Here is an 18,354-nt window from a genome sequence, read left to right as displayed (position 1 = left end):
CTCCTCGGGGGATCCGGAACGCCTTACTTAGGTTAGCCTAATCTAACTTCATACGATCTGGTCAACGGCCCGTTGCGGCCGCGCCCCTGACATCCCGGAGACGCCCATGGCCCAGCCCGAGAACCAGCCTCAGAACCAGCCCCGGGAGCAGCCTCAGAACCGGTCACGGAAGCAGCCCCGGAACCAGCCCCGGGAGCAGTCCCGGGACCGGGTGCCGAGCGCGGCCAAGCAGGCCGTCCGCGAACGCGTCCACGCGCACGGGGCGGAACTGCTGGCGCTCAGCCACCGCATCCACGCCCACCCCGAGACCGCCTTCGAGGAACACCGGGCGGCCGCCTGGTGCGCCCAACTGCTGCGCTCCCACGGCTACTCGGTCACCGCACCCGCCCACGGCCTGGCCACCGCGTTCACCGCGAGCCTCGGCAGCGGGCCGGTCACCGTCGCACTGGTCTGCGAGTACGACGCCCTCCCCGGCCTCGGGCACGCCTGCGGGCACAACCTGATCGCCGCCGCCGGCGTCGGCGCGGCGCTCGGCCTCGCCCCGTACGCGGACCAACTCGGGCTCACCGTTCGGGTGATCGGCGCGCCGGCCGAGGAGCGCGGGGCCGGCAAGGCACTGCTGCTGGAGGCGGGGGCCTTCGACGGGGTGGACGCGGCGATGATGGTGCACCCCTGCCCGGTCGAGGTCGCCGACTTCCGCTCCTTCGCGCTCGGCACCCTGTCCGTCCGCTACACCGGGCGCGCCGCCCACCCCAGCCTTAACCCGCACGAGGGCCGCAACGCCGCCGACGCGCTCACCGTCGCCCAGGTCGCGCTCGGGCTGCTGCGGCAGCAACTCCCGCCCCAGTGGCGGGTGCACGGCATCACCACGGCGGCCGGCTCCGCCCCGAACCTGATCCCCGACAGCGCGAGCGCCGAGTACGAGATCCGCGCCTCGGCGGCCGAGGACCTCGCACAATTGCGGGCCCGGGTCGAGGACTGCTTCCGGGCCGGGGCACTGGCCACCGGCTGCGAGGTGGAGCTGACCAGGCCCGAGCCGGACTACCTGGACATGCGCTCCGACCCCGCGCTGCTCGCGCACTGGCGCGCCAACGCGGCGGCGCTGGGCCGGCCGGAGCCGGTCGAGCGCGGGCCGTTCGCCTGCACGGACATGGGGAACGTCTCCCACGTGGTGCCCGCCATCCATCCGGTCCTGGACATCACCGGGGGCTCCTGCGCGCCGCACGAGGCGGCCTTCGCCGAGGCGGCGGTCGGGGCGGAGGCCGAACGGGCCCTGCTGGACGGCGCAGTGGCGATGGCGTGGACGGCGATGGACCTGGCGGGGGCGGTGGCTGACGCGATGACAGCTGACGGGTGACAGATAACAGGTGACAACTTTCAGCGAACAGATTTCAACTTTCATCATCTGTTCGCTGAAAGTTGTTCGCTGTCAGCTGTCAACCGTCAGCCGCCGCCCCCCAGCACCACCGCTGCGCCCGTCCGCAGCGGCCAGAGAAAGCCCCAGTGCGGCAGCCGCACTTGCAGCACCCGGTCGCCCGGGCCGATCGGGTGGGCGGCCTGGAGCTCACGGATCCGCCGGTCCGCCTCGGCGTGGGTCAGCCGGACGGCGGCCGGGCGCCCGCCCGGGCCGTACCCGACGCTGAGCAGGTGCTGCGGGGTGAGCGCGCGCGGCGGGTCGGTGTCCAGCTCGCCGGTGGTGTCGAGGCCGCCCGGCGCACCCGGCGTCCCCTCCCCCAGCACGCAGACCAGCTCGTTCTCGGCGCGCAGCCAGTCCCGCCGCCCGGGCGGGTCCGCCGGGTCCAGCGAAAGCCACGCCGCACCGGACTTGGCCACCGCGAGCACCGCCGTCAGCTGCTCCTCCGGACGGCCGACGGGCGCCAGCCCGACCACCGTGCCCGGCCGGGCACCGCGCCGGGCCAGGGCCCGGGCCAGCCGGTTGGCCGAGGCGTTCAGCTCCCGGTACGTCACCACCCCGCCGTCCGCGAGCACCAGCGCCGGGGCCCGTGGCGTCCGGGCCGCCTGGGCCTCGACCGGGCCGACCACGGTGGTGGCCGGGTACTCGACCGCCGGACCGGACCGCAGCGGTTCCGACAGGACCAGCCCCTCCGCCGCCAGCAGCCCGGCCGGGCCCTCCCCCGCGAAAGAACCGTCCGCCGAAGGACCCGCCGCGCCCGCCGGACCCGCGCCCGCCTCCCGTACGACCGCCTCCATCAGGCCACGCCCAGCAGTTCGGCCCAGGCCTCCACGGACGGCCGCTCCGCGAGCCGTACGAACTCCACCTCGGCACCCTCGGCCCGCCAGCGCTCGGCCAGGGTCATCAGGCGGATCGAGTCCAGCCCCCAGTCGGCCAGGTTCTCGTCCAGCGGGATGCCCGCCGGGTCCTCGCCGAGCAGGTCGGCGACCTCGGCCCGGATCCGCTCCACCGTGAAACCGGTTGCGTCGAAACCGGTTGCTTCCACGCCCGTCACTTCCCGTCCGTCCCTTCCAGCGCTGCGCGTACGACGTCCGCGGTGGTGACCACCCCGCACCGCCCGGCGATCCACTCCAGTGCGGCGCGGTGCTCGTCCGGTCCCAAGTCGGCGACCGCGTCGGCCACCACGAAGGCCCGGACGTCCCGCATCCAGGCGTCGCAGGCGGTGGCCTGCACGCCGATGTGGGCGTACACCCCGGTGATCACCAGCTGGTCGCGGCCCTGGTCGCGCAGCAGCTGCGCCAACCCGGTGCGCACGAAGGCGCTGTACTTCCACTTGGTGAGGACGGTGTCGCCCCCGGCCGGGGCGACGGCGTCGGCGACCGCGGTGGCACGCGGGTCGTCGGGGATGCCGGGGCCCCAGAAGTCCTGCTGGAGTCCGCGTTCGGCCGGGCTCTGCCCGCCGCGCTGCGCCGAGTAGACGACCGGCACCCCGCTCGCGCGGGCCGCGGCGGTCAACGCGGCCACATTGTCGAGGAGTTCGGGCACGGGGGCGGCGTCGGCCGGGAACGCGTCCAGAAAGTGGTTCTGCAGGTCGTGCACCAGCAGCACGGCGCGGGCCGGGTCCACCGTCCAGGAGACCCGGTTGGCGGGCAGCTCCCCGGCGGCGGGCAGCGGATAGGAGGGAATGCGGGGCAGGCCCACGATGGTCGAACTCCTTGAATTCACAGGGGTGATGGTGAGTACCGGGGCTGTCACAAAGCTGGGAAAGAGGCCGCGACGGCGGCCCGCAGGTCCTTCTTGCTGACCTTGCCGATCCCGGTGGCGGGGAACGCGTCGACGAACTCCACCCGGTCCGGCACCTTGTACTCGGCCAGTCCGCGCCCGCGCACGAAGCGCTTCAACTCGACGCCCTTCGGCGGCTGTTCACGGTGCTCGGCGCGGAGCACGACGTACGCGCAGGTGCGTTCGCCGAGGTACGGGTCGGGCATCGACACCACCGCCGCGTCGTGCACGGCCGGGTGGGCGAGCAGGTGGTTCTCGATCTCCTCGGCGGCGACCTTCTCGCCGCCCCGGTTGATCTGGTCCTTGGCCCGGCCCTCGACCACCAGGTGGCCGCCGGGGAGCCGGCGGACCAGGTCACCGGTGCGGTAGAAGCCGTCCGCGGTGAAGGAGGCGGCGTTGTGCCCGGGGGCGTTCCAGTAGCCGCGGATGGTGTACGGGCCGCGGGTGAGCAGGTGCCCGGTGGTGCCGTCGGGCAGGTCGCGGTCCTGGTCGTCGACCACCCGGACCTCGTCGTCGGCGGAGATCGGCCGGCCCTGGGTGGTGGCGATCAGCTCCTCCGGGTCGTCCAGCCGGGTGTAGTTGACCAGGCCCTCGGCCATCCCGAACACCTGCTGGAGCGTGCAGCCCAGCACCGGGCGCACCCGCCGGGCCGCCTCCTCGCTGAACTTGGCACCGCCGACCAGCAGCACCTCCAGGCTCTCGTAGCCGCGGGCGCCGCGCTCGGCGGCGTCCAGCCACAGCAGCGCGAGCGGCGGGACGAGCCCGGTGACGGTCACGCCCTCGCGCGCCATCAGCGGGAAGGCCGTCTCGGGGTTGGGCTGCGGGCAGAGCACCACCCGGCCGCCCGCGTACAGCGTGCCGAGCGAACCGGGCGAGCTGAGCGGGAAGTTGTGGGCGGCGGGCAGCACGCACAGGTAGACGCTGCGCCCGTCCAGCGCGCACAGCTCGACCGAGCCGCGCAGTGAGTAGATGTAGTCGTCGTGGGTGCGCGGGATCAGCTTCGGCACCCCGGTGCTGCCGCCCGAGAGCTGGAGGAACGCGACGTCCCCGGGCTCGGGTTCGCGCGCGGGGCCGGGCCCGTCGCAGGGCACGTCCGCCAGCCGCAGGTGCTCGCCCGGATCCTCGCCGGCCACCAGCACCAGGCGCAGGCCCGGGTTCTCCGCCCGTACCCGGGTGGCGAGTTCACGGTGGTCGAAGCCGCCCTCGACGCCCGGGACGATGTACGCCACGGCGCGCGTGAACGAGCAGAAGTGCGAGATCTCCGTGTAGCGGTGCGCGGGCAGCGCGAAGACCGGCAGCGCGCCGATCCGGAACAGGGCGAAGACCACCTCGAAGAACTCGGCGGCGTTGGGCAGTTGGACCACCACCCGGTCCCCGGGCCGGATCCCGCGGGCGAGCAGCCCGGCGGCCATCCGGTCGGCCCGGCGGTCGAGTTCGGCGTACGTCCAGCGCCGCTCGCCCGCCGCCACCGAGTGGCCGCCCGGGTCGACGACGGCGATCCGGTCGCCGTGTGCGGCGGCGCGTTCGCGCAGCATCCGCCCGAAGGTCTCGCCGCGCCAGTGGCCGGCCGCCCGGTAGCGCTCGGCGAACTCGGCCGGGTACGGGGTGAATCCGCCCAGCACCTCGTCCAGGGGCGTCACAGCGCCACCCCCGCGGCCTCCAGGAAGGTGCGGAACTTGGCGCTGGTCTCGGCGAGTTCGGCCTCCGGCCGGGACTGCTCCACCACCCCGGCGCCCGCGTACACCCGCAGCGTGCGGTCCTGCGCCTGCGCGCAGCGGATGGTCACCACCCACTCGCCGTCGCCGCTCTCGTCGCCCCAGCCGACCATGCCGGCGTACAGGCCCCGCTCGAAGGGCTCGATCTCGCCGATCACCCGGCGGGCGACCTCCGTCGGCGTGCCGCAGACCGCCGGGGTCGGGTGCAGCGCGCAGGCCAGCTCCAGGGCGGAGACGGCCGGATCGGCCAGCTCACCGCTGATCGTGGTGGCCAGGTGCCACATCGCGGCCGTCCGCACCAGGGTGGGCCGCTCCGGCACGTCCAGGCTGCGGCAGTACGGCGCCAGCGCCGCGCGGATCGCGTCCACCACCACGGCGTGCTCGTGCAGGTCCTTGGGCGACTCCAGCAGCGCGGCGGCGCGCCGGACGTCCTCGCCGAGGTCCTCGCTGCGCGGCACCGAGCCGGCCAGCGGGTTGGCCAGCACGGCCGTACCCCGCCGGGAGAGCAGGAGTTCGGGGCTGGCGCCGATCAGGGTGCGGCCGGGGCCGGCCGGGACGGCGAAGGTGTGGCCGCCGGGGTCGCGCCGGGCCAGGCGCTGCAGCACGGCCGGCAGGTCGAGCGGCCGGTCGCTGGTGAGCTCCAGCGTGCGGGCCAGCACCACCTTGCTCAACTCCCCGCCGCGCAGCCGCTCGACGGCCGCCGCGACGCCCGCACCGTACGCCTCCGGCTCCGGGACCGGGCGGATCCGCCAGCCGGCCGGCGCGACCGGCGGTGCGGGCAGCGCGATCAGCGGGTCGTCCCGCAGCGCCCCGGCGGACCGGACCCGGGCGGGGACGGCGAGTTCGTCCCGGCCGTCGTGGTCGAAGGCCACCGCGCCGACCACCAGGGGCCGTTCGAGCCCGGCGCGGCGCGCCACGGCCAGCGTCTCGGCGACCCGGACGGGCAGCGGACGGGCGTCCCGCGGCACCCGGGCGTGCACGCCGGCGGTGAGCAGGGTGCGGGTCGGCGAGGCGAAGAACGCCTCGTCGTCGTCGGCCCGGTACTGGCCGAGCAGGCCGCTGGCCGCGCCGATGGCGGTCCGGTCGGGGCCGCCGTCGGTGGGGGTCGGCGGGGCGTGGTGCACCGTGGTCACGGCGGTCTCTCCAGTCTGGGACGGGTCTACGGTCTGCGGTCGGCGGATGACCGGAGGGTGCCTCAGGCGCGCAGGGTCGCGCCGCCGTCGACGTACAGGTCGTGCATGGTGATGTGCCGGGCCCGGTCGGAGGCCAGGAAGAGCACGGCCTCCGCGATGTCGGCGGGCGCGGCGATCCGCCCGAGCGGGATGCCGACCCGCCAGGCCTCCAAGTCGCCCTCGATCACCCGGCGTTCGGCCGCCTCGGTGTCCTCGCCCCACAGCCCGCGCTGCATCCGGGTGTCGGTCGACCCGGGCGAGACGACGTTGCAGCGCACCCCGGAGCGGGCCAGCTCCAGGCCGAGGCAGCGGGTGAACATGGTGGCCGCCGCCTTGGACGCCGCGTAGGCGGCCATCCCGGCCCGCGGCACCCCGGCGGCGTTGGAGCCCACCGTGACGACGGCGCCCCGCCCCCGCTCGGCCATCCGGCGGCCGACCGCCCGACCGGTGTGGAACACCCCGGTGGTGTTGACGGCGAAGGTCTCCGCCCAGTCGGCGTCGGACAGTTCGAGGACCGGCCCGGGGCGCAGCACACCGGCGACGTTCACCAGCACGCCGATCGGGCCAAGTTGACGCTCAATCAACTCGACTGCGGCATCGACTTCTTGGGCGTCGGAGACGTCCAGGGCGTACGGGTGCACCGCCTCGGACTCCGCCGCGACGACGGCGAGCGGGCCGGCCTCCCGGTCCACCGCCGCGACGACGGCCCCCTCGGCGACCAGCGCCCGGCCCACGGCCGCGCCGATGCCCTGCCCGGCCCCGGTGACCATCGCGACGACACCGGCGAATTCGGACCGTTCCACAGGACTTCCCCTTCGACCAGCGATGTTAGGCAAGCCTAACCTAACACAATTGTTCGCCTACGCCGATGGTCCGTTCGACAGGTTCCGATACCTGGGCACCCGTCAATCCGCCGATCCACCCGGCCCCCAGATCCGCCCGGGCATGCGAAAGAGGCCGCCCATCCCGGCGACGGGACGAGCGGCCTCAGGGCCTCCCTCAGGGGAGATCAGGCAGGGGACGTGGACGGCGGGCCGGGTGACGACGACACGGACCGTCGTCTCAGTGGGCGGCCGGGGGCGGGGTGAGTCCGGCGCAGCCGCGCAGGCCGTCGCGGCGCTTGAGGGCGGCCTCGGCGGCGGCGCCGGAGACCGGCTGGGGGATGCCCTTGTCGTCGATGGTGGCCGGGGCGAAGGCCTCGCCCTTGACCTTGCCGTCGGCGGCGAGGGTGAGGGTGGTGACGCCGGTCTCGTTGGAGAAGGCGTAGTTGGAGGTGCCGTACCAGAGGAAGTTGCCGAAGCCGTACCCGATGTAGGTGTTGCCGAGCATCCCCGAGCCGACCATGGTGTGGGCGTGGGTGCCGACCACCGCGGAGGCGCCGACGGCGGCGAGCTTCTTGGCGACGGCGGTCTGGGCGGCGGTCGGGCAGGCCTTGCCCTCCTCGCCCCAGTGCAGGTAGACGAGGACGACCGGGGCCTGCTGCTTGGCCGCCTGCACCGCCGCGACCAGCGCGGGGACGTCCAGGGCGGAGGCGATGCCGGGCTTGTTGGCCCCGGCCCGCCACTTCTGGTTGGTGATGTCCTCGACCTGGCTGGCGGCGACCACCGCGACCTTCACCCCGCGCACGGTGGTCAGGTACGGGGCGTACGCCTCCTTGGCGTTGTGCCCGACGCCGATCACCGGGATGGGCGAGGAGTCCTTGGCGGCCAGGGTGTCGGTGAGGCCGTCGGCGCCGAAGTCGACGGCGTGGTTGTTGGCCATCGAGACGACGTCCACGCCGGAGTCCTTGAGCACGGACAGCGCCTTGGGCGCGGTGCGGAAGGTGTACGTCTTCGGTTCGGGTGCGCCGCGGCCGGTGATCGCGGTCTCCAGGTTGAGCACGGAGAGGTCGGCATCGGCGAGGGTGCGGGAGATCGGGCCGAGGGCCTGCTCGGGCGGCTGGACGGACAGCCGGGGCTGGGTGCGGCCCTCGAAGTGGACGTCCCCGGCGAAGGCGACGGTGATGGTGCCGTCCGGGCGGGGCGCGCCGCCCTTAGTGGGGGCGGCGGCGGGGGCCGTACCGGTGGCCGCGGCGGCGGGGGCCGACGGTGCCGCGGCTGGCGGGGCGGTCGACGCCGAGCCGGGCGCCGGGTCGTCCGGCCCGCAGGCGGTGGCGACGGTCAGACCGACGAGCACGGCGACGGCAGCCGCAGCACGGCGCATGAGTGGTTCCCCCCGAGGTCGATGCAAACGGTCAGCCTACGCCACCGAATCAGCACCACTTGCGCCAGCATCCGCAACATTCCGGACACAGAAGGACACCAGCGGCCCCACCGGGCCCGCCCGTCCCAATCCCCCGCCCCACCCGGCCACCGTGTCCCTGGCGCCCGCGCCGCACCGCGCGCAGCGTGGAAGGGGAAGTGGAAGGGGAGGGCGAGGGGGGAAGCCGCGGGCAGGAGAGCCGCCGACCGGATGGCGGCTCGGTCGAGGAGGTCGGTGATGGCCAGCAATCGGTCGGCCCCCACCGGGGAGCACCGGATCGTGGTCGGGATCGACGGTTCGGAGCCGTCGAAGTCGGCGCTGCGCTGGGCGGTCGGCCAGGCGGTCCTCACCGGGGCGTCCGTGCACGCCGTGGCGGCCTGGGAGTACCCGTCGCTGTACGGGTGGTTCACGCCGATGGTGGACGAGGGCTTCGAGCAGGCCGCGCGCCGCACGCTGACCGCCGAGGTCAACGAGGTGATCGGGGCGGAGCGCCCGGTGGAGATCCGGGAGAGCCTGGTGCTCGGGCATGCCGCCGAGGTGTTGCTGGAGGCGGCCGAGGGCGCGGACCTGCTGGTGCTCGGCAGCAGCGGCCGGGGCGCCTTCGCCCGTACGCTGCTCGGCTCGGTGTCCACCCGCTGCGCGGTACACGGCGCCTGCCCGGTGGTGATCGTCCGGGCGGACGGCACGGCCTCCGCACCACGGCAGCCGGAGGCCGTCCCGGCGGCCGCAACAGCCACCACCGCCGCGGCCACAGCCACGGCCACGACCACGGCCACGACCGACGAGCGAACCCCGGCGACCACCCGCACCAAGGACTGGCAGCTCAGCCTGCACGTGGTCGAGGACCGCGACACCACCCGGGTGCACGCCGTGCTCGACGCCGACGGCACGGTCCTGCACAGCGACGCCCTGGCCCGCCGCAACCCCCGCGACCCACCGGCCCCGGCGATCGGCGACGAGTTCGCGGTCGGCCGCGCCCTGGTCGACCTCGGCCACCAGTTGCTGCGGGCCGGCGTCCACGGCGCCACCGGCCCGGCCGAGACGGAGGAGTGAGCCGTCGCGGCAGGCGCCCGCCGCCTGCGGTAGGACATGCTGGACCCGCCCTGCCCCTGCCCCTACCTCTGCCGCCCTCACCCCCCGCCGGAGCCACCCCGCCGATGACGACGCCCGAGCCCGCCCCCGCCCCCAACGCCGCCCCCACCGAGCACGCCCCCGACTTCACCCCCGCCGAGCGCGCCCGCGGCCGCGCGCTGCGCCGCGCCCAGCTGCCGTGGGCACTCGGCGGCCGCCTGGCGGGCCTGGCGCTGACCCTGGTGCTGGGCCTGACCCCGGCCGGTGCCGCGCTGGTGACCGCCACCGGCCGTTGGTTCGGCGGCTCCCGGACGGCCGAGGTGCTGGCCGGTGCGGCCGCCCTGGTGGTGCTGGGCCAGGCACTGCAGCTGCCGTTCGGGGCGGGGGTGCGGGCCGTACGGTCCCGGTTCGGGCTGGTGACCCAGGGCTGGGCGGGCTGGGCGCTGGACGCCGTGCGCTCGCTCGGGCTGACCCTGCTGCTGGTCCTGCCGCTGGTGCTCGGGCTGTTCGCGCTGACCGGGTGGTCGCCCCGGCACTGGTGGCTCCCGGCGGCGGGGGCGGCGGCGCTGCTGACGGCCGCGCTGTCCTTCCTCCACCCGCTGCTGATCGAGCCGGTGTTCAACCGCTTCACCCCGATGCCGCCGGGCGAGCTGCGGACGGCGCTGCTGGCGCTGGCCGAGCGGGACGGCGTACGGGTGCGGGACGTCCTGGTGGCGGACGCCTCCCGGCGGACCACCGCGCTGAACGCGTACGTCTCCGGGTTCGGCGCGACCCGCCGGATCGTCGCGTACGACACCCTGCTGGCGGCCGCCGAGCCGCGCGAGGTGGAGCTGGTGGTGGCGCACGAGCTGGGGCACGTCAAGCACCGGGACGTGCCGGTCGGCACGGCGCTCGGGGCGGTGGGTGCCGCGTTGGCGGTGGTGCTGCTGGGCCTGCTGGCGGACTGGCACCCGCTGCCGGCGGCGGCCGGGGCCGCGGACGCGGCGGATCCCCGGGCGCTGCCGCTGCTGGCCGCGCTGGCGGCGCTGATCGGCGCGCTGTCGGGGCCGGTGCAGGGCGCGGTGAGCCGCCGGATCGAGGCCAGGGCGGACCGGCATGCCCTCGAACTGACCGGGGACGCCGAGCAGTTCGTGGCGATGCAGCGCAGACTGGCGGTGGTGAACGTCTCGGATGTCGACCCGCCGCGGCTGCTTGAGCTACTGTTCGCCACTCACCCGAGTGCGGCCCGCCGGATCGCGGCAGCCCGCGCCTGGCAGGCCGGGCAGGGTCCGGCAGCCGGCCCGGCGGACCCGTCGAGCCCGGCACACCCCGCCGACCCCGCGGACCCCGCGAACGGCGGTCCGGCCGCGGAGACCCGCACGACCCCGGGGTGAATCCGTTGTATAGTGCAACAAATCCCGAGGAGGTAGGAACGCCGTGCCCGGCCGCGAGTCGTCCATCGACACCATCCAGCGCGAGCTGACCGCCTTCGCCCGCCGTGCCCGGCACAAGGCCTCCCAGCTGCACCCCGACCTCTCCCTGGTCACGTACAGCATCCTCGACCTGATCACCGAGCGCGGCGGCTGCCGGGCCGCCGACGTGGCCGCGCACTTCATGCTCGACAAGTCCACCGTCAGCCGCCAGGTCACCGCGCTGGAGAAGCTCGGCCTGCTGCGCCGCGAGACCGACCCGGACGACCAGCGCGGCCAGATCCTGCGCGCCACCGAGGGCGGGCTCACCCTGCTGCGGGACGCCAACGAGCAGCGCCGGACGGCCTTCACCGCCCGCTTCACCGAATGGTCCGACGAGGACGTCGCCCGCTTCGCCGCGTACCTGGCCCGCTACGGCCAGGAGGACTGACCGGGCCGGCACCCGCGACCCCGGCCCTCCTCGGCACCACCTCCACCCCTGGCCCCGGCCGGCCACCCCCCGGCCCCGGGGTGCGCCCCACCGCCCCCACGGTGTACAGAGGAGAGGTGCCCCTCCGGCAGCGTCCCGATGACCCCCGTCCGCGCGCCCGCCGCCGCTCCTGGCGGCCCGACCGACGAGTGATGACGGCGCTGCCGCTCGCACTGATCGTCGTGATCACCGTCGTCGACATCCTCTCCCCGCCGGGGATCCACCTCGGCCCGCTGCTGATCGTCGCCCCGGCCCTCACCGCCTCCATCGCCGGCCCGCGGGCCACCGCCGGGGTCGCCCTGCTGGCCCTCGCCGCGCTCACCGTCATCGGCTCCGTCCGGGACGGCCTGACCAGCGCCAACATCGAGACCCAGCTGAGCGCGCAGGTGGTCGTCTCGGCGCTGATCGTCGGCCTGCGGGTGCTGCGCAACCGGCACGAACGCGAGCTCGCCCGGGTGCGCTCGGTCTCCGAGGCCGCCCAGCGGGTACTGCTGCGCCCGCTGCCGGAGCGGATCGGACCGCTGCACCTGGCCTCCTTCTACCTGGCCGCCGAGGCCGAGGCCCAGGTCGGCGGCGACCTGTACGCGGCCGCCCGGACCACCAACGGCACCCGGCTGCTGGTCGGCGACGTCCGCGGCAAGGGGCTGTCCTCGCTCGGCGACGCGGCCCTGCTGCTCGGCGCCTTCCGCGCCGCCGCCCACCTGCACGCCGACCTGCCGGACCTGGCCGAGTACCTGGACGGCAGCGTCTGCTGGGACCTCGCCCAGCTCGCCGAGGCCCGGCGGGCCGAACGTTCCCGGCACCAGCAGCGCCCGGCCGAGGAGGCGCCGGACGAGGGCGGCGAGTCCTTCATCACCGCCGTGCTGATCGACATCCCCGACGACGGCTCGCCCGTCCAGCTGATCGACTGCGGCCACCCGCCCCCGCTGCTGCTGCGCCCCGACGGAGTCACCACGCTCACCAGCCGCAACCCCGCGCCGCCGCTCGGGCTCGGCGAGCTCGCCCCGGTCTCGTACGAGGTGCAGACCTTCCCGTTCCGCCCCGGCGACCGGCTGCTGATCTACACCGACGGGGTGATCGAGGCCCGGGACACCCAGCGCCGCTTCTACCCGCTGACCGAGCGGGTCACCGCCTGGCAGGCCGATCGCCCCGGCGTCCTGCTGAGCCGCCTGCGCCGCGACCTGCTGGCGCACGTCGGCCGCCGGCTGGACGACGACGCGGCGATGGTGATGGTCGAGCGGCTCCCGTAGGCCCGGTCCGACGATCCCCGGAACCCGAGGGCGGTCACGGCCGGGCCCGACCCGCTACGGCGCCCCGAGCCGCTACGGCTGGTACACGTACGGCGTGGTGGTGCTGAGCTGGGCGAAGCCGAGCCGCTCCAGGATGGGGCGGCTCTGGTCGCTCGCGTCGACCTGGAGGTACTCGTAGCCGAGTTCGGCGGCGAGGCGGGCGCGATGGGCGACCAGGGCGCGGTAGATGCCGCGGCCGCGCCAGCCGGGGACGGTGCCGCCGCCCCACAGGCCGGCGAAGCCGGTGCCCGGGGTGAGCTCCATCCGGGCGGAACTCACCGGCTGGTCGCCGGCCATCGCGACGACCATGAGCAGCGTCTCCGAGTTGTTCCGGAGGTGGTCGAGCAGGCGCTCGCGCAGGGCCGGGAACTCCTTCTCGAAGGCCAGCTCGTGGGCGGCCACCATGAGGTCCACCCCGGCCTCGTCGGTCACCGGCTCCAGCCGGACGCCCTCGGGCAGTGCCGCGTCGGCGGGCAGGTCCGCGATCCGGGCGATCATCAGCGCCTCGTCGGGTTCGGCGGTGAACCCGGCCGCGAGCAGCCGCCGGCCGAGGTCGGCGGGGCGGTCGTGGGCGTAGGTCTTCCACTCGAACTCCAGGCCCAGCCCGGTGAAGTGGGCGACCTGGGCGGCGATCGCGGCGTCCGCCCCGGCCTCGTCCAGACCGGACCAGACGATGCAGTTCCAGGCGTGCTCGCCGCCCACCACGCGCACCACGGCGCCGTCGCGCTCCACGCGGACGCCGGGGCCGTCCGGCCGCGCGTCGCGCCGGATCCGCTGGTCGAACAGGGCGAGTACGTGATCATGATCCATCCGACCACCCCAGCACGACGCAACGCACGGGCGCCACCCCTTTTACGATTCGCCCACGAACGCCCCCGTAGGCACGGGGCAGGACGGAGGGCTCCCGCCCCTCCCTGTCCGGGTCCGGGACGTCGGAACGGCGAACGACGACTGATCGGCCGTACGCCCCGCCCGTTACTGCGCCAGGTAGCCGCCGTCGACCGGCAGGACGGCCCCGGTGATGAAGGAGGCCTCCTCGGAGGCGAGGAAGAGGACGGCGGCGGCGACTTCGGCCGGGTCGCCGAGGCGGCCCATCGGGTGCAGCTTCTCGATCGCCGCCAGGTACTCGGGCCCGCCGGGCTCGTCCCGCAGCCGGGCGACCCGTTCGGTGCCGATGGTGCCGGGGGCGACGGCGTTGACCCGGATGCCGCGGTCCGCCCATTCGACGGCGAGGTGCTTGGTCAGCCCGGAGGCGACGAACTTGGCGGGCCCGTACACCGCCTGGCCGCGCTGGCCGGCCTCGCCCGAGATGGAGGACAGGCAGACGATCGAGCCGCCGGGCCGTTCCTGGGCGAGCATCGCCTCGATCGCGTACTTGCAGGTGAGGAACATGCCACGGCCGTCGACGGCCATCACCCGGTCCCAGTCCTCGGCGCTCGCCTCGGTGATCTCCATCAGCGGGATCACCCCGGCGTTGGCCACCAGCACGTCGATCCGCCCGTGCCGTTCGACGGCCGCCGCCACCATCCGGCGGGCGTCCCCGTCGACGGACACGTCACCGACCACCGTGCTGACGGCCTCCGGGAACCGCCCGGCCAACCGGCCCAGCCCCTCGGCGTCCAGGTCGGTGGCCACCACCGACGCGCCCTCCCGGACGAAGCGTTCCGCGACGGCCCGGCCGATGCCGCTGGCCGCGCCGGTCACCACGCAGGAACGGCCGGCCAGCCGCCCCGCCGCGTTCAGAGTCACCATGGCGGGACTCTACCGAGCGCGGCGGCGCGGGGCCGGGCTTCCGCCCGACGGGTCCTGACGCGTCGGTCCGGGACCGGACGGACCGGCAAGGACGGACCGGGGAGGACGGACCGGCCCTGCGCGGGCGGCCCTGCGAAAACGGCCCGGAACGGCCCCGCAGCGCTCAGACCGTGAGGACGATCTTCCCCCGCACGTGCCCGCCCTCGCTGATCCGGTGCGCCTGCGCCGCCTCCGCCAGCGGGAGCACCCGGTGCAGCGGCAGCCGCAGGGTGCCCGCCCGGTGCAGGGCGAGGGCACTCGCGAAGGCGCGCCCGTAGTACGACTCGCCGTCCTCGGCGCCGCCGGAGAAGCGGACGCCGTGCTCCTGCGAGCCCGCCATGTCGGCGATCGTCAGCACCCGCTCGGCGCTGCCCACCAGCTCGACGGAGAGCGGCAGCACCCCCTTCCCGGCCGCGTCCAGCACCCGGTCGATCCCGCCCGGCGCCGCCGCCCGCACCCGCTCGGCCAGGCCCTCGCCGTAGGTCACCGGGACGGCGCCCAGCTCGCGCAGGTACGCGTGGTTGGCCTCGCTCGCGGTGCCGACCACGGTGATGCCGCGGGCCCGGGCGAACTGGAGCAGCAGGGTGCCGACCCCGCCCGCCGCGCCGTGCACCAGCAGCGTCTCGCCGGGCCGCACGCCCAGCACGCCGAGGGCCCGCTCGGAGGTCTCGGCGGCGACCGGGATCGCCGCGGCCTCCTCCCAGCTCAGCGTGGCTGGCTTGAGCGCCAGTTGGTCGGCGTCGAGCAGCGCGTGCTCGGCGTAGCCGCCGCCCATCAGGGCGCCGAACACCTCGTCACCGGGGGCGAAGCCGGTCACCTCCGCGCCGACCGCCTCCACCACCCCGGCGACCTCGTAACCGGGCACGGCGGGGAAGCTGACCGGGAAGAAGCCGTCCAGCGCGCCGCTGCGCACCTTGTGGTCCAGCGGGTTGACGCCCGCCGCGCGGACCGCGACCCGCACCTGGCCGGGCCCGGGGGCGGGCAGTTCGAGCTCGATCGGGCGCAGCACGTCCGTGCCGCCGTACCGGGGGAAAGCGATGGCCTTGGTCATGGAAGATCCTCGGTTCGTCCGGGCGTTGTCCGTCCGGGAGTTGTTCGTTCCGACGGATCCATCCTGCGGCGCCGGCCGCAGGGCTCCGGCCGGCCGTTCGGACAGTTCGACCTGGCCGAACGGAGGGGCGGCCGAGGGCGGCCCCGGAACTAGGGTGAAGGGCATGGACGCAGGCATGGACCCGCACGAAGGCGTGGACGCAGGGATGCACTCAGGGATGCACGCAGGCACGGGCACGGTGGACGCCCCCGGCCCCGCCGAGGCCTGGCGGGAGCACTGGGGCCGCCCCGAGGACGCGCTGGCGCGGGCCGTCGAAGTGCTGCGCGCGCCCCGGCCCGAGGTGGTGCCGCGGCTGTCGGAGGTGGTCCGCACGCTCGTCCCGCACACCGCGATCGCCCACCTCAGCAGCGTCTGCACCTACTCCCCCGCCAACGCCCACGGCCCGCGCGAGCTGGTCGGCAGCCTCTCCGGGCTTGAGCTGGCCCGGCTCGCCGAGCGGGCCGCCGGGAGCACCTCGGCCGGCCGTCCCTGGCAGGGCGAGGCCGAACTGGCGGGCCGGACCAGGCCGGTGGTGGTGGTCGCCGCACCGGCCGACGACAAGGAGGTGCTGCTGGTCCTGGTCCGGAGCGACGCCGCGCCGGTGCCGGCCGGCGCGCTCGCCGTCCTCCAGCAGGTGTGCGAGCTGGTGATCGCCCACTCCGAGCACCGCGCCACCGACGCCGCGCCCAGCCAGGCGGCGATCTCCCGTACCGCAGCCGCCACCCGGGCCCGGACCATCGCCGAGTTCACCGGCACCCACAGCGCCGCCCTGACCGCAGTCCTGGCGCCGCTGCGCTCGGCCGACCTGGACGATCGCGCCGCCCGCCGGGCCGCCACCGACCTGGCCGTTACCGCCCTGCTCGACCTGCGCCGGGCCGCCGACCTGGACCGCGTGCTCAGCGAGGAGCCCGCCGACGCCGCCTTCGCCCGGCTCGCCCGCGAACTGCGCCCGCTGCTGCGGCACACCGGGGTCCGGCTCGACCTCGCGCCGCCGTCCGACGCCACCCGGTCCATCCCCGCGGACACCGCCCGGGCCGCCCGGGCCGCCGTGCAGTGCGCCGTCATGCTGATGGTGGAGCAGGAGAAGCCCGGTCGGCTGCACCTGAGTTGGCAGTTCACGGCGGACGGCGCGCTGCGCGCCGTGGTACGCGACGACGGCCTCGGGCTGCTCGCCGCCGACGCCCTCACCGTCCACCGCACCGCCGACCGGATCACCGCCCTCGGCGGCCGCTACCAGGTCGAGTCCGTCCCCAACTGGGGCACCACCGTGACGGTCGAGCTGCCGCTCGGCCTGCCCTCGCCGACCGCCGTCACCGACCCGCTGGACGGGCTCCAGCCGCGCGAACTGGAGGTGCTCGACCAGCTCGCCCAGGGCCGCCGCAACCGGGACATCGCCGCGGAGCTGCACATCAGCGAGTCCACGGTGAAGTTCCACGTCGCCAACATCCTGGCCAAGTTGGGCGTCGGCTCGCGCGGCGAGGCGGCCGCCCTCGCCCACCGCGCCGGGATGCCCGGCGGCGCGCGGCTGCACGTGGCATCCTGAACCGGATCCGCCGCCACACCCGTTGACAGGAGTCCCGATGACCACGCCCACCCCGCCGCGGACCGTCCTCATCACCGGCTCCACCGACGGGCTCGGCCGCGCCCTGGCCCACCGCCTGGCCGCCGAGGGCGCCACCCTCCTGCTGCACGGCCGCGACCGGGACCGGCTCGACCGCACCGCCCGGGAGGTGGCCGAGGCCCACGGGACCGCCCGCCCGGCCACCCTGCTCGCCGACCTCGCCGAGCTGGACCAGGTCCGCGCCCTCGCGGCCGAGGTCCGTGCCACCACCGGCCGGCTGCACGTCCTCGTCAACAACGCGGGCATCGGCGCCGGCGAACCCGACGGCCGCACCCGCCGCACCAGCGCCGACGGCCACGAACTGCGCTTCGCCGTGAACCACTTGGCCGGCTTCCTGCTCAGCCTCGAACTGCTGCCGCTGCTGCGCGCCAGTGCCCCGGCCCGGATCGTCAACGTCGCCTCCGCCGGACAGCAGGAGATCGACTTCGACGACCTCATGCTGGAGCGCGGCTACAACGGCACCAGCGCGTACTGCCGCAGCAAGCTCGCCCAGATCGCCTGCGGCATGGAGCTCGCCGCCCGGGTGCCGGCCGCCGAGGTGACCGTCAACAGCCTCCACCCGTCGACGTACATGCCCACCAAGATGGTGCTCCGGGAGATCGGCCACAGCATCGACAGCCTGGAGGACGGCGTGACCGCCACCCACCGGCTGGTCACCGACCCGGCCCTGGCCGGCATCACCGGCCGCTACTACGACCGGCTGCGCGAGGCCCGCGCCAACCGCCAGGCGTACGACCTGCGGGCCCGGGCCGAGCTGTGGGAGCGCTGCCTGGAGCTCGTCGGGCACGCCGACGTCTGAAAGGCCATCGCGAGGCCCCGGCTGAAAGGCGACACCAGCGACATGACCGAGCACCCACACACGAGTTGGGCCCACGACGCCCCGGGCGTGCTGCGCCTGCCCTCCGGGCGGCTGCTGCGCGGGCGCGGCGTCCGCAACCCGCTGCCGCCCGGCCCGCACCCCGACTTCGGGATCTACCTCCTCGGGCGCGAACCGAAGCCGCTCCCCTGGGAGAGCCGCTGGGTGCGCTGGCCCGACTTCCGGCTGCCCGCCGACCGCGCGGACGCCGCCGACGCCTTCCGGGAGGCCTGGGAGCGCTGCACCGGCGAGCGGGTCGAACTCGCCTGCGCGGGCGGCCGCGGGCGCACCGGCACGGCCCTGGCCTGCATCGCCGTCCTGGACGGCGTGCCGGCGGCGGAGGCGGTCGGGTACGTGCGGGAGCACTACAGCCGGCACGCCGTGGAGACGCCCTGGCAGCGGAAGTTCGTGGAGCGCTGGGCCCGGCCCTAGAC

At 75.3% G+C, this 18,354-nt stretch carries 18 protein-coding genes; 8 read left to right on the top strand and 10 right to left on the bottom strand.

Translation table 11 applies throughout. The annotated features are described in order from the left end of the window. Positions 1-106 precede the first annotated feature (106 nt). Entirely contained in the window at positions 107-1,357 is a 1,251-nt protein-coding gene (locus AB0F71_RS29250; RefSeq protein ID WP_360240270.1) for an amidohydrolase, read from the top strand. Positions 1,358-1,443: 86 nt separating this feature from the next. Here AB0F71_RS29250 and AB0F71_RS29245 read toward each other — a convergent pair whose 3' ends face one another. The 7 genes from AB0F71_RS29245 to AB0F71_RS29215 all read right to left on the bottom strand — a co-directional run bounded on the left by AB0F71_RS29245 (position 1,444) and on the right by AB0F71_RS29215 (position 8,285). Further along, a complete protein-coding gene (locus AB0F71_RS29245; RefSeq protein ID WP_360240267.1) occupies positions 1,444-2,211 on the bottom strand; it encodes an AMP-binding protein in 768 nt (255 codons plus the stop codon). After that, positions 2,211-2,459, bottom strand: coding sequence for a phosphopantetheine-binding protein (locus AB0F71_RS29240; protein WP_360240264.1), 249 nt, complete (start codon positions 2,457-2,459; stop codon positions 2,211-2,213). Before AB0F71_RS29240 ends, AB0F71_RS29245 begins: the two co-directional genes overlap by 1 nt. A gap of 5 nt (positions 2,460-2,464) precedes the next feature. Continuing rightward, on the bottom strand, positions 2,465-3,115 hold the full coding sequence (locus AB0F71_RS29235) for an isochorismatase family protein (RefSeq protein WP_360240261.1): 651 nt from the start codon (positions 3,113-3,115) through the stop codon (positions 2,465-2,467). A gap of 50 nt (positions 3,116-3,165) precedes the next feature. Further along, complete coding sequence (locus AB0F71_RS29230; protein ID WP_360240259.1) at positions 3,166-4,836, bottom strand: (2,3-dihydroxybenzoyl)adenylate synthase; 1,671 nt, start codon at positions 4,834-4,836, stop codon at positions 3,166-3,168. Continuing rightward, positions 4,833-5,984, bottom strand: coding sequence for an isochorismate synthase DhbC (dhbC, locus tag AB0F71_RS29225; RefSeq protein ID WP_360240367.1), 1,152 nt, complete (start codon positions 5,982-5,984; stop codon positions 4,833-4,835). The genes AB0F71_RS29230 and dhbC overlap by 4 nt, the downstream gene beginning before the upstream one ends. A 122-nt stretch (positions 5,985-6,106) precedes the next feature. Beyond that, entirely contained in the window at positions 6,107-6,886 is a 780-nt protein-coding gene (locus AB0F71_RS29220; RefSeq protein ID WP_360240256.1) for a 2,3-dihydro-2,3-dihydroxybenzoate dehydrogenase, read from the bottom strand. A gap of 259 nt (positions 6,887-7,145) precedes the next feature. Further along, the gene (locus tag AB0F71_RS29215; RefSeq protein WP_360240253.1) at positions 7,146-8,285 is read right to left on the bottom strand and encodes a CapA family protein; all 1,140 of its coding nucleotides are present in this window, start codon (positions 8,283-8,285) and stop codon (positions 7,146-7,148) included. Positions 8,286-8,561: 276 nt separating this feature from the next. Here AB0F71_RS29215 and AB0F71_RS29210 point away from each other — a divergent pair, with 276 nt between their 5' ends. The 4 genes from AB0F71_RS29210 to AB0F71_RS29195 all read left to right on the top strand — a co-directional run bounded on the left by AB0F71_RS29210 (position 8,562) and on the right by AB0F71_RS29195 (position 12,523). Further along, a complete protein-coding gene (locus tag AB0F71_RS29210) occupies positions 8,562-9,377 on the top strand; it encodes a universal stress protein (protein ID WP_360240250.1) in 816 nt (271 codons plus the stop codon). A gap of 104 nt (positions 9,378-9,481) precedes the next feature. Then, positions 9,482-10,768 carry a M48 family metalloprotease gene (locus AB0F71_RS29205; protein ID WP_360240246.1) on the top strand — a complete coding sequence of 429 codons (1,287 nt, stop codon included), beginning with the start codon at positions 9,482-9,484 and terminating at the stop codon, positions 10,766-10,768. A gap of 43 nt (positions 10,769-10,811) precedes the next feature. Then, on the top strand, positions 10,812-11,234 hold the full coding sequence (locus AB0F71_RS29200) for a MarR family transcriptional regulator (RefSeq protein WP_360240243.1): 423 nt from the start codon (positions 10,812-10,814) through the stop codon (positions 11,232-11,234). A gap of 191 nt (positions 11,235-11,425) precedes the next feature. Next, positions 11,426-12,523 carry a PP2C family protein-serine/threonine phosphatase gene (locus tag AB0F71_RS29195; RefSeq protein ID WP_360240240.1) on the top strand — a complete coding sequence of 366 codons (1,098 nt, stop codon included), beginning with the start codon at positions 11,426-11,428 and terminating at the stop codon, positions 12,521-12,523. A gap of 72 nt (positions 12,524-12,595) precedes the next feature. Here the strand turns inward: AB0F71_RS29195 and AB0F71_RS29190 are convergent, their stop codons facing one another. The 3 genes from AB0F71_RS29190 to AB0F71_RS29180 all read right to left on the bottom strand — a co-directional run bounded on the left by AB0F71_RS29190 (position 12,596) and on the right by AB0F71_RS29180 (position 15,404). Beyond that, positions 12,596-13,372 carry a GNAT family N-acetyltransferase gene (locus AB0F71_RS29190; RefSeq protein WP_360240237.1) on the bottom strand — a complete coding sequence of 259 codons (777 nt, stop codon included), beginning with the start codon at positions 13,370-13,372 and terminating at the stop codon, positions 12,596-12,598. Positions 13,373-13,537: 165 nt separating this feature from the next. Then, positions 13,538-14,314 carry an SDR family oxidoreductase gene (locus AB0F71_RS29185; protein WP_360240234.1) on the bottom strand — a complete coding sequence of 259 codons (777 nt, stop codon included), beginning with the start codon at positions 14,312-14,314 and terminating at the stop codon, positions 13,538-13,540. 163 nt (positions 14,315-14,477) lie between these two features. After that, positions 14,478-15,404, bottom strand: a complete 927-nt coding sequence (locus tag AB0F71_RS29180) for an NADP-dependent oxidoreductase (RefSeq protein WP_360240231.1) — start codon at positions 15,402-15,404, stop codon at positions 14,478-14,480. 217 nt (positions 15,405-15,621) lie between these two features. On the opposite strand from AB0F71_RS29180, the gene AB0F71_RS29175 reads away from it, so the two are divergent. Genes AB0F71_RS29175 through AB0F71_RS29165 form a run of 3 tightly spaced genes read left to right on the top strand, consistent with a single transcriptional unit; the run spans position 15,622 to position 18,352 of the window. Then, positions 15,622-16,986, top strand: a complete 1,365-nt coding sequence (locus tag AB0F71_RS29175) for a LuxR C-terminal-related transcriptional regulator (protein ID WP_360240228.1) — start codon at positions 15,622-15,624, stop codon at positions 16,984-16,986. Positions 16,987-17,023: 37 nt separating this feature from the next. After that, positions 17,024-17,863 carry an SDR family NAD(P)-dependent oxidoreductase gene (locus tag AB0F71_RS29170; RefSeq protein WP_360240225.1) on the top strand — a complete coding sequence of 280 codons (840 nt, stop codon included), beginning with the start codon at positions 17,024-17,026 and terminating at the stop codon, positions 17,861-17,863. A 42-nt stretch (positions 17,864-17,905) separates the two neighbouring features. Continuing rightward, on the top strand, positions 17,906-18,352 hold the full coding sequence (locus AB0F71_RS29165) for a protein phosphatase (protein ID WP_360240222.1): 447 nt from the start codon (positions 17,906-17,908) through the stop codon (positions 18,350-18,352). Positions 18,353-18,354 lie beyond the last annotated feature (2 nt).

This window comes from Kitasatospora sp. NPDC028055 (genome assembly GCF_040637885.1).
Classification (GTDB): Bacteria; Actinomycetota; Actinomycetes; order Streptomycetales; family Streptomycetaceae; genus Kitasatospora.
The sequence above is the reverse complement of the archived record's forward strand: the minus strand, read 5'-3'. Positions and strand labels throughout refer to the sequence as shown.